Genomic DNA, 500 nt, shown 5'->3' on the forward strand with positions numbered 1-500 from the left:
TTAGAGCGCATGTAGTTGCCCCCGGCACGTATGAGTCCATTGGAGACATTGGCGAGGATTTGATCCTTGCCACTCTGCTGTATAGAGATACCTCCTGTGGCTGTCTCTGCCAAGCCCTCTCCAAGGGCTTTGAGTCCCACAGCTTCCGCTGTTACAGGTACGTACAACCCCTCTTGACCATTAAGGTCAAAGGCGGACAAGTCTACTCCTATGATTCTTTCCCGATACTCAATAGAGGTAACTTTCAGCTGTAGACGATTGTTTGTCAGGGTTGACTTAGCCACAATAGTCGTACCCTTAGGTACAACTACAGAGCCTATCTGTATGTCCTCCATAAGACGCATTTTGACCTCATCGCCTAGCTTGATGGTCTTGGTCTCATCGATGATAGCTCGCATCGTGTTCTTGGCAATAGTCTCACTACGCAACGAACCTACAGACGTGGTAAAGCGGTTCTGTAGCAAAGCCTCGTGCGCCTGCTGGCTAGAAGCATCCCTACC

1 protein-coding gene is annotated in these 500 nt (G+C 49.8%); it reads right to left on the minus strand.

Translation table 11 applies throughout. The features are described from left to right. Positions 1–500 (minus strand): conjugative transposon protein TraM (gene traM / locus PORUE0001_RS02740; protein ID WP_007364944.1); only part of this gene is annotated, 500 nt, incomplete at both ends.

It is taken from the genome of Porphyromonas uenonis 60-3, from assembly GCF_000174775.1.
Lineage (GTDB): Bacteria > Bacteroidota > Bacteroidia > Bacteroidales > Porphyromonadaceae > Porphyromonas > Porphyromonas uenonis_A.